Here is an 18,023-nt window from a genome sequence, read left to right as displayed (position 1 = left end):
CTGTTTTCTTTTCTTTAATTTTTTGGTATGTATAGTATGGTATGGTATAACAGCTCACACGGAGGTGGAAAAGAACATGTTAGAAACCTTTCAAAAAGAAATAGAACTATATGAAAGCAATGCAGAATTATTGAAAGTGCTTGCTCATCCTGTTCGCTTATGTATTGTAAAAGGATTAATTGAACGTGGCCCAAGCAATGTTTCTACAATGTACACTGGCTTAAACATGCCACAATCTACAATTTCACAGCATTTAGCAAAGTTAAAAAGTGCTAAAATCGTTTCTAGTGAAAGAAAAGGATTAGAAATTTACTACAAAGTAGAAAACGAAACAATTATTCAACTCGTTCGCGTATTATTAGGTTAGGGACTAATAGACAGAGAAATAGAACGTATTCTATATTTTTCATCTCATATCTTTAATATAAATATATATCATGAGAGAAAATATACAATACTACATAAGTCGTATGAAAAAACAAGACACAGCAATATACTGTGTCTTGTTTTTTCATACTGTTAAATATTGATTCAAATGTAAATTCTGCATATCTTTTGTATGTATAACAACATCAAAAGCACTGCCTAAGCCTCCGTTCAAAATCATAGAACGAACTGCTCGGTTTCGTTTTTGAGTTTCAGAAAAAGGATTCGTATCTTGATGACTCGTAAGATGTTCTAATATTCCTGCCGCTAACAAAAACTCTGATTGCTTCCTGTGCCATATCGTATGAATCCCTTGTAACTCGAAAATCATCTTCAACTCATCCCAATGAACATGGGTAGTTAAATCCATTTCTCCTGGATATGCAAGAGGGTTACGAATTAGCTTATGCTTATAATATCCTCTTAAACTTCCTTCATGATGTGCAGGATGCATCCATTCTTCTTTTGTATAACCATAATCAACTGTAATACATATACCTCGCTGGAACCATTCCGCAATTTCTTCTATATACTCTTCCATTGCAATAGGTACCTCAAATCGCTGCCCCTCTGCAATATGAATATTATACTTCAATAAGTATCGACCAATTCTTTTCTCTACTGGCCTAAATACTTCTGCAAGGTCCCCTTCCTCTGTATACGTGATACGTACTTCATACAAAATTCCATTTCTTTTCTCAACTACTTCAACAGGAAACGCATCAAATAGCTCATTCGAAAAAATAATTCCTTCGAAAGACTCTCCCATTTCAATATACGATGTATAGTACGATACATTATCAAATGAGCAAAGACTCTCCTGCTGTAATCTTCTATGAAAAGGGCTCACTTCAACAATTGAATAGTTTAAACTACTAAAGGTTTCCGGAGATAATTGTTTCCATTCTTGTAAAACATCATAGGCAAACTTTCCCGTTCCCCCACCAACCTCACAAATATTTGAAGAAACTTCCCCATTTTCAACAAGCCGAACGAAAAACTTAGCAAAAGTTTTCGCAAAGACAGAAGATATATTACTACTCGTAAAAAAATCTCCTTGTCTTCCAATTTTTTCACGTTCTCTCATATAATATCCATGTCCCTCTGCATATAATACGAGGTTCATATACGTACTGTATGAAATTGAATAATCCTTTTCTTTCCCCATCCATTCTCTTAAAATGAGCTCCATCCCCATAATAACTCCTTATTGTAAAAATGGATTATTTTCTTTTTCAAATCCAATGCTCGTCTCTGGACCATGCCCACATAGCACCGCTGTTTCATCTGGTAATACAAATAATTTCTCCTCAATACTTCCAATTAATTCAGCAAAGCTTCCGCCAGGCAAATCTGTTCTCCCAATACTCATTTGGAATAATACATCACCAGAAAATACGGCATTCGCCTCTTTACAATAATAAGAAATACTTCCTGGAGAATGTCCTGGTGTCTCAAAAATTTCAAAGTTAAAAGAACCGATCGTTAATGTACCTTCTGCATCAATAATTTGATCTGCCGGTTTCGCTGTAATACTGCGGTTCATCATAAAAATTTGCGATCCATTCACAGTTGCATCTCCTAACCAATCCGCTTCTTCTTTATGTACGTATACCGGAATACGAAAAGCATCTCTCACGGCATCAACAGCACCAATATGATCAAAGTGAGCATGCGTTAATAAAACCGCAAGGGGCTTTAACTGCGCTTCTTGTAAATATGTAACAAGTTTCTCTCCTTCATGACCAGGATCAAAAATAATACACTCATTTTGATCATTCGTTAAAATATAAGCATTTGTTTGTAATGGGCCTAAAGGCATTTGTGTCCATTTCATATAAAAATCTCCTCCAGTTATTGAACTTACTTTCAATGATACAACATTTCTTTCTCTTATGAAAAGAAAGGATGCTATCTCGACATTCATTTTTAAAACATGTACAATATAAAAGAGTAAATATTCCAAAAACTCATCGTAAGAAATGAGAAGACAGAGGAGGATATTGTATGGGCCTTGTTATTATTTTTGCGCTAGTCACTCTGTTAGCTGTATTTGCTACGCTTAGAACACTTCGCGAAAAGAATTTTTTCGCGGGCGGCTTTGCAATTGCAACTGTACTCGTTTTCGGATGGTTTACGATCATGACTGTTCTATATAACGGGTACCCACCGGCAGCTTAATTCATTTTCATGCTATTCTTCATCAAGATTTTGCACAAAAAGAGGAAGGGTTTCCCCTTCCTCTTTTCATATTTCACAACTTATATCATCTTCGCTTCGTATTTGTGCTTTTTTACAAGCCAAGCTCCTCCGATAACACCTGCATCATTACCAAGTATTGCAATTGCTAACTTTGTGCTCTTTACAGCACGTGAGAAAGCATATTGCTCGAAATAACGTTGAATTGGCTCTAATAGTGCATCTCCAGCTTTAGATACACCACCACCAATAACAATTTTCTCTGGATTCAACGTACTAGCAAGGTTCGCTACAGCTAATCCTAAATAAGAAGCTACTTTTTCTACTACTTCGCTCGCTAGCTCGTCACCTTGTCCAAGCGCTTCAAACACATCTTTTGATGTAATACGCCCTTCTTCTGCTAACATGGAACGTAACATACTCTCTTTATCTGTCTCTTGTATTTTTTGCATAGCAACACGCACAATACCTGTTGCAGAGGCTACTGTTTCTAAGCAACCAGACTTTCCGCAATTACAAGGGAAAGGATTCTCTGTAACTACTGTAATATGTCCAATCTCACCAGCAGCACCACTAATACCGTGTACAATCTCACCATTAGCGATTACACCGCCACCAACACCAGTACCAAGTGTCATACAGATTAAATCTTTTGCTCCTTCGCCAGCACCTTTCCACATTTCACCAAGAGCTGCTAAGTTTGCATCATTATCAATAACAACAGGTAATCCTGTTTCTACTTCTAATAAATCTTTTAACGGATAGTTTTTCCACCCTAAATTAACCGCTTCATAAATCATTCCAGATGCCACATGTACAGGACCAGGAGCCCCCATACCAATACCGATCAACTTACTTTTTAATTCACCTAACTCTTCTAACTTTTTATCAATAGCTTTCGCTACATCAAGTGTAATATGTTTTCCTTGCTCATTTGTATTCGTAGGGATTTCCCACTTATGTAAAATTTCACCGTACACATTAATAAATGCTAATTTAATCGTTGTACCACCAAGGTCAACACCAACTAACCATTTCTCTTCCATGTTGCTTACCTACCTTTATCTAATTCTTATTTAGCTCTTTTTGAATTTCTTGCTTCAATAAAAATAAAGCTGTTTGATAGTCTTGTGGATCGATTAGCTGTGACTGATTTAATTCACGCAATTCATCTTGCATTAATTGTAAATCTGCAATTCGATCACCCGTATAAATAATCGTACCAAATTTCTTTAGCAATTGCTGAATATCATAAATAGATATCATTTCATCACCCTCTATGCTTACTTACTATAAAAAACTATAATAAGAAAACGTTCCCATATTTTATTATAATCAAGAAGAAAAAGTCTCGTCAATTTTTATTTGTCTATACAAGCCCATTTATAACCATTGTTCCTTTTTCTGTAATAATTTTTTCTACATTTTTATCAAATGGTTCAACAGGAATATGTTTTACCATTTGAAAATCATAAGCTAATGATAGCGTTTCCCCTTTATAATGCACGAGATAACGATCATAGTAGCCACCACCATATCCAATCCGTTCTCCTCGCCGCGTATACGCTACTCCTGGCACGATAAGAAGATCAATTTCACACGCATCCACTTCTTCCGTAAACGCTGGAATCGGTTCACGTAAATTCATATATACTGTTTCTAATTGATCAAAATTACTAATTTTCCGGAAAGACATCGTTCTTGTCCCTTTATTACACTTTGGAACAACAATTTTCTTTCCTTCTTCCCAAGCTTTTTCGATAATAGGATATGTATTCACTTCATGTTCCATCGAGAGAGTGATTCCAATTGTTTTAGCTTCAATCCACTCTTTTTGTCCATACAACGAAACTGCAATTTGTTCCGATAAAGTTGTATACTGTTCTTCAGATAAAGAATTCATGCGTTCTATTATTTGTTTACGTAAACGTATTTTCTCTTCTTTCACACACTTTTCCCCCTTACAGTGACACTTTACTCTACGAGGATAGTGTATCACTTTTACGTAGGAATCGCATAAAAAAAAGAAACAGTAGGAAAATATTCCTACTGCTTACTTTGTTTCACGGTGTAACGTAGACTTCTTGTCACGCTTGCAATACTTTTTAAGCTCGATACGCTCAGCGTTGTTACGTTTATTTTTCTTTGAGATATAGTTACGATCTCCGCATTCTGTACATGCTAGAGTAATATTTACACGCATTCTTATTTCCCTCCAGTACTAATAACTTAAATCAGACTATACCATAATACCACTTTTAAAATAAAAATTCTACACCTTTTGATATTGTCTAATTTTTTCTATAAGATTTTTCATGTTTTCCCTTGCTATCACTGGGTTTCTAGCATGTGAATACACTAAAAATTTTGGTTGTTTTGCGTCAGAAACGATATAAGACCACTCTTTTTCTGTATATTTGAACTGTACTCCTTCTAATATCCCGTCTTCTTTTCTTTCCATATCAGCCAATAATTTCCGCATTACTTTCCCTTTTTCCTTCCACGAACACACAACTTCATCACAAAGTAAATAGAGCGGAGGTGATTGCTCTATTATGCTGAAAAATGTTTTTCCCTGCAGTGCTATTAACTCAAACAATTTTCCTATTCGATATAAAATATCTCGCTTCCATCTTATTTGAAAAGACTTTTTTTCATCATACATATAAAATAGAAGGTAACAACCGCCCAATTTCAAAGACATTGGATAAATTTTATCTGCTGATTCAAATAATAAATCAGGAATATCTACTTCTTCAAAGTCAGTTCCTTGGTAAATATTACTATGATTATCATATAAATCGAATTGATTTCCTTGTTCAGAAAACATAAGCGCCATATTTGCTTTACTCGATTTCATCAAAGCTTTCACATGATCTTTTTGTTCCCCCGCATAAATCCATGTAACTGTGCACCCAAGCCTTTGCAGAAAGAGAATAAGTAACTGTTGTAACATATCATTTCTCTTATTAATAAGAAGATGAAACTTCTGTTTTTGTATTTTCTCTATATCAATGTGTTCTAATACTGCTTCTATATAATTATTTAAAGAAACATGAACCTGCTTACTTCGCCCCATTTCTTTCTCACATACGTAACGAAACGACTCAGACATATATAGTTGTTCGATCATTTTTTGCTGCTTATACGATAACATTCCATCCCTGCCATACATCTTTATAACAATCCCTCTATCACTTTCCACTTGAATAAAAACCCCACCTGCACAGTTCAAATTATGAATGGCATACTGAAAAAGTGACTCGTTCATTTCTTTACATTCCATCGTATGAATCCCAATACCATGAATAGCATGGAGGAATAAGTTTTTATAGGACGTTGTTTCTATATTTTCTTGACTTCCGATTAATATGCTCTCTCCTTTTACAAAAAGAGAACCATAAGCCATTGCGGCTTTCACAATAAATTGAGGGGTAATCTCAACATTTCCTCTTCCGACAATCCGGCTTTTTTGTAACCATCCTGCCCCCTTTTCACTCTCTTGAACACCAGCAGAGCCTACTATTGAATGACTATCTATCACCTTATATGGCCATAGTTTTCCTTTTTGCTTAATTACTGTACTTTTCCCTATATGGCAATGGTCCGCTACGATACTTTTTTGAAAAAGTGTAACATCATCTTCAACCATTGTATGCTCTCCAATTGTTGTTTCTAGCAACTCACAATATTTTCCGATATGGGCGTTTGCAAAAACGATGCTTTTTTGCAGCTGAGAATAACTTGAAACGATACTATTTTTCCCTATAATAGAGTACGGTTCAATTACAGCCCCCGCACCAATTATTACCCCTTCTCCAATAAAAGAAGGACCATGAATTTTCGTCCCTTTTCCTATCGTTACACCTTCTCCCATCCACACCATTGGTAATACTTCTGTATATGGAATAGGCACCTTCAATTTTTTCGTCAACAAATCGAATTGAGCTTGCCGATATTGATCAAATGTACCAATATCTAGCCAATAGTCTTCTGATAAATATGCAAATAACGCATTTTTATTTGCCAATAGTGGAAATACATCATGACTGAAATCAAAAAATTCCATGGATGGTATGTAAGAAAAAATTTCCGGCTCCATTATATAAATACCTGTATTCACAACATTAGAAACTACCTCATTCCAACTCGGTTTTTCTATATATCGTATAATTTCTTGTTCTTTATTCGTTACAACTAGCCCAAATGAGAGTGGATTTTCTACTTCTTTCACAAACATCGTTACCATTCTCTTCTTCTGTTCATGAAATGCAATTCCTTCTGATAATTGAAAATCAGTTAATGCATCCCCACTAATAACAACAAATGTTTCATCTAAAAAACTTTCCGCTTGCTTAATACTCCCTGCGGTTCCAAGTGGGGGAGAGTCTTCAAAATAATACAAGTTAACTCCCCATTTACTACCATCACCAAAGTACTGCTTAATAGCTGTACTCATATATTGAACGGTAATTGCAATTTCACGAATGCCATGCTGACGTAATAATTCAATATTATATTCAAGAACCGGCTTTTCTAACAATGGTAACATCGGTTTTGGAGTATTACATGTTAATGGTCTAAGACGTCTTCCCTTTCCTCCAGCTAAAATAACCCCCTTCATATACTTCAGCCTCCACTTATATAATGTTCAAGAACTCCGTATACCACATATATATTATTTATCCCGCATTAACTGCCCACAAATAGCGGGATAAACAAAAGTACCTTTTAACTCTAGTAAAAAAAGAAAGCGCTTACTATTAAATTAGCAAAATATTTATAAGACGTAATTAACACATATGTACTTATTTTTCCATTAATTATGATACATCTTATCATCATAAACTAAAGGAAACAACGAGCTTTTTTTGTCATGTTTTGACTAAAAAAAGCAGGTGATGTCTCATCACCTACTCTTTTCCTACTCATTCAATAAATAATGCTTTCCTTTTACTAAATAAAATACATTCTCAGCAATATTGGTAACATGATCTGCTACACGCTCAATGTATCTTGCAACAAAGGATAGTTGTGTAATTTGTGTAATCGCTTCTGGTTGTCCAGGGATAGAGGAAATAAATTCACGAATCGCCTTCCCATAAATTTCATCAACTGAATCATCCATTTCAGCAATTTGTCTAGCAAAAGTTAAATTTTCTTGCTCGTATGATTCTAACGCTAAATTTAACATTTTATGAGCAATCTCAAACATTTCATCAAGATTCTGCAAGCTAACAACTACTTCTTTTTCTCCAAGACGAATTGTTGATTTCGCAATATTAACAGCGTGATCTGCAATACGTTCTAAATCTGTCGCTGTTTTAATTGAAATGAAAATTCTTCGTAAATCACTTGCTACAGGCTGCTGCTTTGTAATAAGCATAAGTGCAAGGTCATTTATTTCTTCTTCTAAATTATCCATGCGATAATCACCATCAATGACCTCTAATGCTTTCTCTACATCTCTTTTGTGAAGCCCTTCCATAGCAATTAATAAAGCTTCCCTTGCTAATTCACCAAGTTCAACTACCTTTTGCTGTAACGTCTTTAAATCATATTGAAACTGTTCTCTTACCATTGCTTCTTCCCCCCTCAATATTATGTGCATTATATATAAAGTGAAACTTTAATCAGTGTGGGGGTTTTTCATCCCCACTGATTATTAGCCCGCAAATAGCGGGATAAATCCCCTCCCCAGCCTCTTGTACGTTTATTAAGCCTTGAGGAAAGAGAAATATTACTCCCCCTATTTAAAGTGAGAAATGCCCTCTATTAAGAGGGCATTTACTCTTAGCCTTACAACGATATCAACCAAATCGTCCTGTAATATAGTCTTCTGTTCGCTTATCTGTAGGTGTTGTAAATAATTTATTTGTATCTGTATATTCCACAACTTCTCCACTTAAGAAGAAGGCAGTTTTATCTGAAATACGTGCTGCTTGTTGCATGTTGTGCGTTACAATAACAATACTAAAATCTTTCTTTAATTCCTGAATTAGTTCTTCTACTTTTAATGTTGAAATTGGATCTAACGCTGATGTTGGTTCATCCATTAAAATTACGTCTGGCTCAATCGCTAAGCAGCGTGCAATACATAGACGTTGTTGCTGCCCACCAGATAAACCATATGCATTATCGTGCAAACGATCTTTTAACTCATCCCAAATGGCTGCTCCGCGCAAGCTTTTTTCAACGATTTCATCAAGTGTTTTTTTGTCACGAACACCATGAATTTTCGGTCCATATGCTACATTTTCATAAATAGATTTCGGGAATGGATTTGGCTTTTGGAACACCATGCCCACATGCGTACGTAATTCTTCAACCGGATATGATTTATCGAATATATTTCGTTCTCTATATTCGATAACTCCCGTAGTTCGAACGATAGGTACTAACTCTACCATACGATTTAGCGTTTTTAAGTATGTTGATTTCCCGCAACCACTTGGACCGATAATCGCTGTTACTTCATTCTCATAAATACTTAAGTTGATATCTTTTAAAGCATGGTCTTCTCCGTACCATAAATTTAAATTTTTCGTATCAAATACTACTTTTTTTGGTGCTGTCTCAATCTTCTTCTCATTTTTCACCTGTACATTTACTACTGTTGCTACCATTTGAATTCCCCTTTCATCCACTTCCAACTTATTTTCGATTTCGTAACCATAAGACAAATATATTTATAAAGAGCAGTAATCCTAGCAAAACAATCATCCCAGCTGCTGCTACATACTGAAATTCCTCTTGCGGTCTACTCATCCAATTAAAAATTTGAATTGGTAAAACCGTAAATCTATCGAACATACTAAACGGAACATAATTTGCAAATGCAAGTGCCCCAATAACTAACAACGGTGCCGCTTCTCCGATCGCTCTCGATACCGCTAACGTACATCCCGTTAAAATCCCTGGCAAAGCTACTGGCAGTACAATTTGATACATCGTTTGCCATTTCGTAGCACCTAATCCGTAAGAAGCTTCTAATAAGGAACTTGGTACAGATCGAATCGCTTCTTGGCTAGCTACAACAACTGTTGGTAAGACGAGTAAACTCATCGTCAGTGCCGCTGCGATTATGCTCTCTCCCAAATGGAGAGCGTACACGAAAATAGTTAACCCGAGTAAACCAAACACAACGGAAGGTACCCCTGCTAATGTTTGATTATTCAATTCTATTAACTTTTTAAAAACGGACTCTTTCGCATAATGCTCTAAATAAAAAGCTGTTCCGACTCCAAATATAAAAGAGACCGGTATAACAATACTCATAAATAATATTGTTCCTGACAAAGCAGCAGCAATCCCAGCTTCTTTCGGATTACGTGAAGCGAAGTTTGTAAAAAAATCTATTGAAAGATAACTCATACCTTTTTCAAAAATTTGAAACAATAAAATAAACAGAATTACGATTGCAAACAAAATTGCTATATAAAATAATGATTTGTAAATTCTATCTTTTAAAAAACGTGATACCATATTTTCTTGTATTTTTTTATGGTCTAACATTCGCATATTATGTCACCCTCCTAAAACGGCGCATAATATACTGCGAAATGATGTTCATAATAAAAGTAAACACGAATAAAGTCGCACCTACAGCATACATGCTGTAATAAGTAATTGTTCCGTGCGGAGCATCACCTAAACTCACTTGTACAATATAGGCTGTTAATGTTTGAATAGAATGAGTCGGATCTATCGATACATTAGGTGTTGATCCAGCTGCAATAACAACAATCATCGTTTCACCAATTGCCCTGGAAGCAGCTAATATAATCGCTGCCATAATCCCCGTAAAAGCCGAAGGAAACACGACTTGTTTTACCATCTCAAACCGAGTTGCTCCTAGCGCTAATGAGGCTTCTTTAATTCCTTTTGCTACAGCTCTCATCGCATCTTCAGAGAGTGACGCAATCGTCGGTATCATCATAAATCCTATAACAATACCCGGACTAATAGCATTAAAAAACTGCAAATCTGGTATAACCCGTTGTAACAGTGGTGTGACAACTGTTAACGCGAAAAAACCATATACAATTGTCGGGATGCCTGCTAGTAGCTCTAACAACGGTTTTAATATTTTCTGAGCGCCATTCGAAGCGTATTCGCTTAAAAACACGGCACAACCTAAACCAATAGGAATTGCTACGAACATGGCAATTGCTGTTACAAGGATTGTTCCACATATAAGTGGTAATATACCGAATTTCGGATCTTCAAAAAAAGGTAACCATTCTTGCTCCGTCAAAAAGGAGTATAATGATATTTTTTGAAAAAACATGATTGTTTCACTAGCCAACGTAATAATAATCCCAAGTGTCGTCACTATAGACACGCTAGCAATTATTTTTAGTAATAACGGAACAATTCGATTGATTCGCTGCGCTTTTTTTCTTCTCTTTGTATTTCTCTCAATCAAATGTTGTACAGAAAATGTAATTTGACTTTTGTCATTATGAGCCAAAGATGAAAACCCCTTTCCACCCTGACATTACCTTTTTATTTCTGTTAACATTCGCAGCTGTTCATTGTATTTTTCTTTTGGCAATTTTACATATCCGACCTCTTCAGCGAGGTTGCCAACATGTTTAATCATAAACTCAACATAATTTGCTACATTCATTTTATTTCGGATAGATGCATCATTTACATAAGTAAATAGCGATCTAGCTAAAGGCTTATACGCCCCCGACTGAATGGTCTCTTTCGTTGGAAATACACCATCCACCTGTATTGCTTTCACCTTATCTCGATTGGCCATATAATAAGCATATCCTACAAAAGCAATGGCATTTTTATCATTCATTACCCCTTGCATAATAACTTGATCGTCTTCAGACAAAGAAACCGTTTTTACAAGGCGATTATTTTGTAAGACAACATTTTGGAAATAATCATAAGTACCAGAGTCTACGCCTGGCGCATAAAATTTAACTTGTTCACGTGGCCATGATGAATGAATTTGTGACCATCGTTTCAATCTACCATTTTCACTCCATAATAGACGTAACTCGTCTATCGTCATATTGTTTACCCACGTATTTTGACGATTCACAACAATTGTTAGACCATCATAAGCAACCTCAAATGGTGTAAATTGAATGGAATTTTTCTGCATAGCATTTTCTTCTACCGGTCTCATCAATCTCGAAGCATTGTTTATATCTACTTCTCCTTTACTGAAACGATTAAATCCTCCTCCTGTCCCAGAAATACTAATAGAAATTTTCACGTTTGGATAGGCCTTTGTATATTCCTCTGCTACTGCCTCTATAATAGGAAAAACCGTTGAGGATCCATCAACTCTCACTTCTCCCATTTCATTTGTAGCGAATACAGTAGACATATTAAAACAAAGGAAACATGTCGATAATGTCAAAACTTTAATCGATGCGCTCATCCATTTCACGTGTTCTTCCTCCTAGAAGTAACCGGAAATAACAGGATTACAGGTATAAGAATACTGCTAAACTATTAATTCGGTTTTAATTGTTTGTAAAAGTTTTGTAAAGTTCCACAAAAACAACTGTATACACAAACTTCATTTTCACTTTTGTACTTTAGATGCAGGAAATTTTCTAATCATCCATAAAACTGCTATCTCCTATCACACAAGACAAACTTAGAGCGTATGCACTCATCTTGTTATGGTCATCGTTTTTGAAACTACATGTTTTTTTCAACATTTTACGCTTGTCCACATTTACTAAACCATATGCATAAAGCATAAAAAAAAGCACACTATCTTTTCAGATAGTGTGCTTTTTTTACAACTTTTTTATTCATCATCTTGTGTATTACTTTTTTTCTCTTTTTCATCTTTTGGAGCTTCACCAGTTAATGCTTGTTTTTTCAAATCAAAGTAAGCGTCCATTATTTCACGACCAATATATCCATTAATCCCTGTTTTATCATCATGTACCCACGGCACAACAACAGAAAATGCTACTTCTGGCTCTTCAAGTGGTGCATAACCTACTAATGTTAAGTTATATGTTTCAACACGCTCACCTTTTGCATTTCTACCAATCTCTTTATCTCCGCCATATACAGTTTGAGCTGTACCTGTTTTCCCAGCTGCTTTATATGGTGCACCTGCAAAGTATTTTGTAGCTGTACCACCTGTATCGTTAAACACTTGTCTAAATCCTTCTTGAACACGTTTAATTTGTGATTCAGGCATATCAACACGATTTAATACTTTTGGTTCCATAGATTGAACAACTTTTCCAACTTCCTCTGGCTTCGCCGATGGCTCGCGGATTTCCTTTACAACTTGGGGTTGCATACGATATCCACCATTTGCAATCGTCGAAATGTATTGTGCTAATTGAAGCGGTGTATACGTATCATACTGTCCAATTGATAAATCTAATAAGAAACCTGGTTGACTTCCTCTACCCATTTGACCAGCACTTTCATTTGGCAAATCAATTCCTGTTTTTACACCAAGCCCAAACTGCCCAAAATAGTAACGCATCGTATCAAATGCTTTTTGCGGGATATCTAACGTACCGCCTCGTACGTATGGAACCCCTGCAATATTCATCGCTGTTTTAAACATATACACGTTAGAAGACATTTTTAACGCTGTAAGGTCATTAATATACCCCATCGTTTTCCAAGATGACTTCGTAGGTGTCCCTTTTAATTTAATCGGTTCATCTAACTGTACTGATCCAGGTTGAATCGCACCAGTTTGATATCCCGTAAGTACTGTCGCACCTTTTACAGTTGAACCCATCGGATAAGAACTCGTCATCGTTCCTAATGCAAAATCATTTACTTTCGTTTGACCATCTTCGTTAACTAATTGTTTCCCTGCCATGGATAAAACTTCACCATTTTTCGGATTCATCATTACAACGAAAGCGCGATCTAAAAGCGGTTCTGACCCTTTAAATTTAATTAAGTTTTTCTCAAGAATCTCTTCTACACGCTTTTGTAATTCCATATCAATTGTTAAATTCAGGTCATTACCTCGTTGTCCTTGTGATACATTAATAGTTTCTAAAATATTACCGTCTTTATCTGTAACATTTCTCACTTCGGATTTTGTACCGTGTAAACTATCCTCGTACTGTTGCTCAATGTAACTTTTCCCTACGCGATCATTACGATTATAATCGCGAACAAGGTAGTAATCTAATCGCTCTCTCGGTAACCCTTCATCAGAAGTCGTCACACCACCAAGTACACTTCGGAACGTATCCTCATACTTATATTTTCGTTCCCAGTCGACATTTGTATCTACACCTGGTAATTTCGCTAAATTTTCACTAATAATCGCATATTCTTCTTCTGTTGCACCTTTTTTAACGATTTGCGGCGTCATTGCATATCCGCTTTCCATCTTACTTTTGATCGCCAATATTTCTAAATCTTTTGCTGACAATTGACTGATTTCTTCTTCTGTTACACGATTTCGTTGACGCTCATCTAGCTCTTTCTCTTCAATTTTATTCGCTTTCAACTCTTCACGATCTTTTTTTGTGATTTTTGTTTTTGCTTCTTCTTTATGTAAAGCAAGCCAATAATCTTTTTTATCGCGATCTGTTAACTTATCTGTTGGGACCTCAATTAAATCTGCTAACTTTTTCGCCGTTTCTAAGCGAGCATCTGCAGTTGATCCCTTCATTTTTGTAAATGTAATTGTACGAATAGGCTCATTATCTACGACCGCTTCTCCATTACGATCAAATATTTTCCCACGCGGTACAGGATTACTTATCGTTGAATTTTCTTTCTTCTCAACTTCATTTTTATATTCCTCACCACGAACAATTTGTACGTATCCAAGCCTTACAATAACCGCGGAGAACATTAAAAACACGCAAAAAAACAACACGTTTAACCGAAAGGGAACGTGGGTCTTTGTCTTTGTCTGGTTCTTTTTCTGCTTCTTGCTCATACAAACCCCCTCTACCAACAGCTATGTAATGTGAAAGGGACACCTTCATACAGGTGTCCTCACTGCTGTCTTACATCTTTTTCTATTCTAGCATAAAACACACGATAAGTTAACCTTCTGGTTCAGTTTGATTCTGCGCTGTTCCTTGTGCTCCAACGCTGGTTTTGTTCACATTTCCCTCATCATATTTGACATTTTTAACTGCAAAATAAATAAGAAAATGTCCAGCTCCTAAAATACATAGTAAAAAAGGTAAACTTTTTTCAGGAGGAAAGAATATGACAGCACATAAAAAACTTAAGATGGAACACATTCTTCCAGCATTTAACCATAATTCCCTGACTACTACATATTCTACACGCCATTCTCTCGCCTGTTTTGCTCTACCAATTACATCGTATGTCATGGATCCGTACGGAACGAGTAAAATAGGATATGCAACCGCAATACATGCTGCATAAATAAGTAATTTCGTATATGTAACATTGAAAATAACTAAAAATACGACCGCATATAAAATAATACCACCGAGTAAAATGGCTTTTTTTCGCCATTCCTTCTTTAACATGCGGGCAACTAAATAATAGCATACAAATGATACTGCAGAGTTCACTAAACTATATTTCCCTAGCGCTAACTCGCTACCAGATGCTAAATAGACGTATACCGAAATAACGAAAATAAACGTTCCTTCTCTCAAACCCTGGAAGAAATGAGCGCGTGTAATTCTTCCCCAGTTTTCATCAACTTGCCGCTCTTTCAATACTTGTACAATTTCATAGCGCCCTTCACATTCTCTCTTTGATAAAAAAAAGCTTAAAACAACCGCAATCGCAAATAGCATTAACGAGAGGAAAAAAACGACCGTATAACCACTCCATTTTTCCATACGTGAAATTGTATATCCGGCTGCAATTGGCCCAATCATTCCAGAGAACGATGTAAGAAGTCCGAGAAAACCGTTAAAAAAGTCTCTTGTTTCTGGTTCTGTAATCTCAAAAGTCAACAAGTTAAATGCAAGCCAATAAAATCCATAACCAACTCCCAAAAGAGCTCCCATTAGTAAAATATAGTGAGATGCACTTTTTCCCGCTACTAAAACGACGATAAAAAAAACAGCTAACGTGCCTACACCTATTCGCAATAAAATCGAACGATCAATACGTTTCGCTAATTTCCCCCCCACAAGAAATGTTAGAGGCTGTAATACAACGCTGGCCAAATTATACAAGCCCAGATTTACATAATTTTGTGTTTGCTTCCATAAATAAATGTTTACAAACGTATTTGATAAAGAAATTGCGAGCGTGTATAAACCGCCTATAACGAGCAATAATACTAAATCCCGATTCACTTCAACATCACCAATTACATGTTTCCACTTCATACACAACTCTCCTTTACTTCATGTTCTAGTCTTCCAAAGACAAGCTCAATTATGTAAAAGGAGAGCATAGAAAAAAGCTAGGAGAAAACTCCTAGCTTTTTTAGCTGTATTAACTTTAATTATTTTGCTTCTTGGTAAAGTTTTTCAGCAACGTTCCAATCTACAACGTTCCAGAATGCACCGATGTAGTCAGGACGACGGTTTTGGTAATTTAAGTAGTAAGCATGCTCCCAAACATCTAAACCGATAACTGGAGTTTTACCTTCAGTTAGAGGAGAATCTTGGTTTGGAGTGCTTGTTACTTCTAACTCACCATTGTTTACTACTAACCAAGCCCAACCAGAACCGAAGCGAGTTGCGCCAGCTTTTGCGAATTCTTCTTTGAATGTATCGAAGCTACCGAATTTCGCTTCAATCGCAGTTGCAAGTTCGCCTACTGGTTGTCCTCCGCCGTTTGGAGATAGGATTGTCCAGAAGAATGTATGGTTAGCATGTCCGCCACCATTGTTACGTACTGCTGTACGGATTGCTTCAGGTACTTCGTTTAAGTTTGTTACTAATTCTTCAACGCTTTTATCAGCTAATTCTGCATGACCTTCTAAAGCAGCGTTTAAGTTTGTAATATACGTGTTGTGATGTTTTGTATGATGGATGTTCATTGTTTCTTTATCAAAGTGAGGTTCTAAAGCATCATACGCATAAGGTAAATTTGGTAATTCGTGTTTTGCCATTGTTATATTCCTCCCGGTTTATGTATTGTCACTATATATGTGACATACAACTTCATTCTACCCTAATTGCCATAGGGTGCAAACAAATAAATCACATTGTCTTGCTATCATTAAAGTAGCAAAATTCCCACTTCTTTTCAATTAAAATGCTCATATATCCGTAAAAAAAGCTTCCTTCTACAAGGAAGCTTCCTGCTGACATAATAAACATGCGAAATGGATATGGACCCTGTAGGACTCGAACCTACGACCGGACGGTTATGAGCCGTCTGCTCTAACCAGCTGAGCTAAGGGTCCACAATTATGTATGTAACATTAAAAATAACTAAATTCCCATTGGCTATATCGTTTGAGAAATGTAAGATAAATTTACCATATACAAAAGAAAAGTGTCAATTGTATTTTTCTCTCCTAAAAGAAGAAAATTAAGTAAGAAGAACTTTAGTCCTTTCTACTATATGTAAAGATAATATATCTTGAGCTTCTCTAGATTCGTACGTTACAATGATTTTATACATACATAAAGGAAGTGAATCTATGTCCATTTTTACACAGCTAGCAAAAAGCGTATATTCGCCTAAAGATATGGCGCTTTTCCGTTTTCAAAAAATCGGTAAAACCATTTTGTATATTATGCTTCTTTGCCTAATCACTACTATTCCAAGAACTTTCTTGTACGGTAGCGTTATTCAAGATGGTGTTAACATGGTAAATAAAGTGATTGAAAAAGATTTACCTGATTTCAAAATTGAAAATGGCGAACTAACAGCTGATATTGACCAACCTATCGAAAAAGAAGATGGAAATGCCCTTTTCGTATTTGATCCAAATTCAACAGACTTAGAAAAATATCAAAATAAAACAGGTTTATTTGTTTTAAAAGATAAAGTAGTCTCCATGGGAAATGGCCAACCACAAACATACTCTTATAATGACTTATTAGGTGCATCTCTTGAGAAGAAAGATTTACAAGATTTCATTTCGTTATTTGACAGTATTTATCCAATCTTACTATTCGTTATTGGGTTCTTACTGTACTTGTTCCAATTATTTATTACCTTTGTAGGAGTTACATTACTTGCCTTCATCGGTTCTGCAATGAGCGGTCAACGCAAATTATCTTATAAACAAGTTTGGACGTTAACTGCTTACAGCTACACAATTCCAACAATCTTCTTTATGGTTATGGATTTATTCAAAATAAACGTACCTGGAGCAACATTCATTTACATTGCAGTTGTTTTAATCGTTCTATACTTAACAATTAAAGAAGTTCCAAAACCAAAAGATAAACAAGAACTATAAAAAAATGCCTAAATAGGCATTTTTTTTTTGGACAAGCATATATTCCTAGCAAAGG

General features: G+C 35.8%; 18 protein-coding genes and 1 tRNA gene. 3 read left to right on the top strand and 16 right to left on the bottom strand.

Annotated elements, in window-relative coordinates; genetic code table 11:
* The first annotated feature begins 76 nt into the window (after positions 1-76).
* Positions 77-367, top strand: a complete 291-nt coding sequence (locus JDS80_RS01300; RefSeq protein ID WP_000894375.1) for an ArsR/SmtB family transcription factor — start codon at positions 77-79, stop codon at positions 365-367.
* A gap of 144 nt (positions 368-511) precedes the next feature.
* On the opposite strand, the gene JDS80_RS01295 is transcribed toward JDS80_RS01300, so the two are convergent.
* A complete protein-coding gene (locus tag JDS80_RS01295) occupies positions 512-1,624 on the bottom strand; it encodes a class I SAM-dependent methyltransferase (RefSeq protein ID WP_199636838.1) in 1,113 nt (370 codons plus the stop codon).
* 9 nt (positions 1,625-1,633) lie between these two features.
* A complete protein-coding gene (locus JDS80_RS01290) occupies positions 1,634-2,263 on the bottom strand; it encodes an MBL fold metallo-hydrolase (RefSeq protein WP_044737737.1) in 630 nt (209 codons plus the stop codon).
* Positions 2,264-2,433: 170 nt separating this feature from the next.
* Between JDS80_RS01290 and JDS80_RS01285 the strand changes: the two genes are divergently transcribed.
* On the top strand, positions 2,434-2,607 hold the full coding sequence (locus tag JDS80_RS01285) for a DUF2759 domain-containing protein (RefSeq protein WP_000524846.1): 174 nt from the start codon (positions 2,434-2,436) through the stop codon (positions 2,605-2,607).
* Positions 2,608-2,687: 80 nt separating this feature from the next.
* On the opposite strand, the gene glcK is transcribed toward JDS80_RS01285, so the two are convergent.
* From glcK to JDS80_RS01215, 14 genes are all read right to left on the bottom strand, one after another.
* Entirely contained in the window at positions 2,688-3,671 is a 984-nt protein-coding gene (gene glcK, locus JDS80_RS01280; protein WP_071747149.1) for a glucokinase, read from the bottom strand.
* Positions 3,672-3,690: 19 nt separating this feature from the next.
* On the bottom strand, positions 3,691-3,891 hold the full coding sequence (locus JDS80_RS01275) for a YqgQ family protein (RefSeq protein WP_000623706.1): 201 nt from the start codon (positions 3,889-3,891) through the stop codon (positions 3,691-3,693).
* A gap of 103 nt (positions 3,892-3,994) precedes the next feature.
* The gene (locus JDS80_RS01270; protein ID WP_199636837.1) at positions 3,995-4,573 is read right to left on the bottom strand and encodes a 5-formyltetrahydrofolate cyclo-ligase; all 579 of its coding nucleotides are present in this window, start codon (positions 4,571-4,573) and stop codon (positions 3,995-3,997) included.
* 105 nt (positions 4,574-4,678) lie between these two features.
* Positions 4,679-4,828, bottom strand: coding sequence for a 50S ribosomal protein L33 (gene rpmG / locus JDS80_RS01265; protein ID WP_001265616.1), 150 nt, complete (start codon positions 4,826-4,828; stop codon positions 4,679-4,681).
* Between the two features lie 69 nt (positions 4,829-4,897).
* Entirely contained in the window at positions 4,898-7,249 is a 2,352-nt protein-coding gene (locus JDS80_RS01260; protein ID WP_071747151.1) for a sugar phosphate nucleotidyltransferase, read from the bottom strand.
* A gap of 300 nt (positions 7,250-7,549) precedes the next feature.
* The gene (gene phoU, locus JDS80_RS01255) at positions 7,550-8,206 is read right to left on the bottom strand and encodes a phosphate signaling complex protein PhoU (RefSeq protein WP_071747152.1); all 657 of its coding nucleotides are present in this window, start codon (positions 8,204-8,206) and stop codon (positions 7,550-7,552) included.
* 229 nt (positions 8,207-8,435) lie between these two features.
* Positions 8,436-9,251, bottom strand: a complete 816-nt coding sequence (gene pstB, locus JDS80_RS01250; RefSeq protein WP_199636836.1) for a phosphate ABC transporter ATP-binding protein — start codon at positions 9,249-9,251, stop codon at positions 8,436-8,438.
* A 28-nt stretch (positions 9,252-9,279) separates the two neighbouring features.
* The gene (pstA, locus tag JDS80_RS01245; protein WP_199636835.1) at positions 9,280-10,146 is read right to left on the bottom strand and encodes a phosphate ABC transporter permease PstA; all 867 of its coding nucleotides are present in this window, start codon (positions 10,144-10,146) and stop codon (positions 9,280-9,282) included.
* Between the two features lies 1 nt (position 10,147).
* Positions 10,148-11,098, bottom strand: coding sequence for a phosphate ABC transporter permease subunit PstC (pstC, locus tag JDS80_RS01240; protein WP_071747154.1), 951 nt, complete (start codon positions 11,096-11,098; stop codon positions 10,148-10,150).
* A gap of 27 nt (positions 11,099-11,125) precedes the next feature.
* On the bottom strand, positions 11,126-12,043 hold the full coding sequence (locus tag JDS80_RS01235; RefSeq protein WP_199636833.1) for a phosphate ABC transporter substrate-binding protein PstS family protein: 918 nt from the start codon (positions 12,041-12,043) through the stop codon (positions 11,126-11,128).
* Between the two features lie 369 nt (positions 12,044-12,412).
* Complete coding sequence (locus JDS80_RS01230; RefSeq protein ID WP_199636832.1) at positions 12,413-14,545, bottom strand: peptidoglycan D,D-transpeptidase FtsI family protein; 2,133 nt, start codon at positions 14,543-14,545, stop codon at positions 12,413-12,415.
* 109 nt (positions 14,546-14,654) lie between these two features.
* Entirely contained in the window at positions 14,655-15,932 is a 1,278-nt protein-coding gene (locus JDS80_RS01225; protein WP_199636831.1) for an MFS transporter, read from the bottom strand.
* A gap of 119 nt (positions 15,933-16,051) precedes the next feature.
* Positions 16,052-16,663: a superoxide dismutase [Mn] gene (gene sodA, locus JDS80_RS01220; protein ID WP_071771673.1), complete on the bottom strand. Its 612-nt coding sequence runs from the start codon at positions 16,661-16,663 to the stop codon at positions 16,052-16,054.
* A 223-nt stretch (positions 16,664-16,886) separates the two neighbouring features.
* Positions 16,887-16,960, bottom strand: a tRNA-Ile gene (locus JDS80_RS01215).
* Positions 16,961-17,200: 240 nt separating this feature from the next.
* Here JDS80_RS01215 and JDS80_RS01210 point away from each other — a divergent pair.
* Positions 17,201-17,968 (top strand): DUF1189 domain-containing protein, encoded by a 768-nt coding sequence (locus JDS80_RS01210; RefSeq protein WP_071747159.1) that lies wholly within the window; start codon positions 17,201-17,203, stop codon positions 17,966-17,968.
* Positions 17,969-18,023: the final 55 nt, after the last annotated feature.

Source organism: Bacillus cereus group sp. N8, from assembly GCF_016483685.1.
Taxonomy (GTDB): domain Bacteria; phylum Bacillota; class Bacilli; order Bacillales; family Bacillaceae_G; genus Bacillus_A; species Bacillus_A proteolyticus.
This window is presented reverse-complemented; position numbering and strand designations above follow the sequence as displayed.